2 protein-coding genes are annotated in these 1,008 nt (G+C 65.3%); both read left to right on the plus strand.

Going from position 1 to position 1,008, the window contains the following annotated elements:
* Positions 1-388: amidohydrolase family protein (locus A2I95_RS42350; protein WP_291738210.1), on the plus strand; the 388-nt coding region annotated here is incomplete at its 5' end.
* Entirely contained in the window at positions 388-993 is a 606-nt protein-coding gene (plsY, locus tag A2I95_RS42355; RefSeq protein WP_291738211.1) for a glycerol-3-phosphate 1-O-acyltransferase PlsY, read from the plus strand. The genes A2I95_RS42350 and plsY, both read left to right, overlap by 1 nt.
* Positions 994-1,008: the final 15 nt, after the last annotated feature.

Here is a 1,008-nt window from a genome sequence, read left to right on the forward strand (position 1 = left end):
CGGGCTGATCGACATCATCTCCTCGATGCACACGCCGCAGGACGAAGAAAGCAAACGGCTGCCGTTTGAAGAAGCCGCCGCCGGTGCCGTGGCGCTGGAAACCCTGCTGCCCGCAGCGCTGCGGTTGTATCATGCCGAACTGCTGGACCTGCCCACCCTGTTCCGCGCAATGTCGCTGAACCCGGCTAAACGGCTGGGGCTGGACAGCGGCCGCCTGGCCAAGGGCGCGCCTGCAGACTTGGTCTTGTTCGATCCGGACGTGCCGTTTGTGCTGGACCGTTTCAAACTGCGCTCGAAATCGCAGAACACGCCATTTGACACCCAGCGGATGCAGGGGCGGGTTGAGGCCACATATGTCGCGGGTGAGCCCGTCTACCGGAGGGACTGATGCCTGTTCTGGAAAGCTCTGCTGCCGTAATGATCCTGTGGGCGGTGATTGGCTACGGCCTGGGGTCGGTTCCCTTTGGCATGGTCGTCACCCGTCTATTCGGGCTGGGCAACCTACGAGAAATCGGCTCCGGCAATATCGGCACCACCAACGTCCTGCGCACCGGCAGCAAAGCCGCCGCGGCACTGACGCTGATCCTGGATGGCGGTAAGGGCGCGGCGGCGGTGCTGCTGGCCCGCTCCCTGGCCGGCGAGGATGCGGCGCAAGCGGCAGGGCTGATGGCCTTTCTGGGCCATTGCTTCCCGGTCTGGCTGGGGTTCAAGGGCGGCAAAGGGGTTGCCACCTTCCTGGGCCTGATGCTGGCGCTGGCCTGGCCGGTGGGCATTGCCTGCTGCCTGACCTGGCTGGCAGCAGCGGCAGCCAGCCGGATATCCTCGATGGGGGCGCTGGTCTCGGCAGCCTCAGGCGCTGTTTGGGCATTGGTGCTGGGCTATCAGCAGGCTGCAGTTCTAGCGGTGTTGCTGGCGGCAGTGGTTTTCATCCGCCATTCGGCCAATATCGCGCGGTTGCGTGCAGGCACCGAGCCGCGGATCGGCCAGAAGTGAGCCACGGCTGGTCGG

It is taken from the genome of Leisingera sp. F5, from assembly GCF_001593695.1.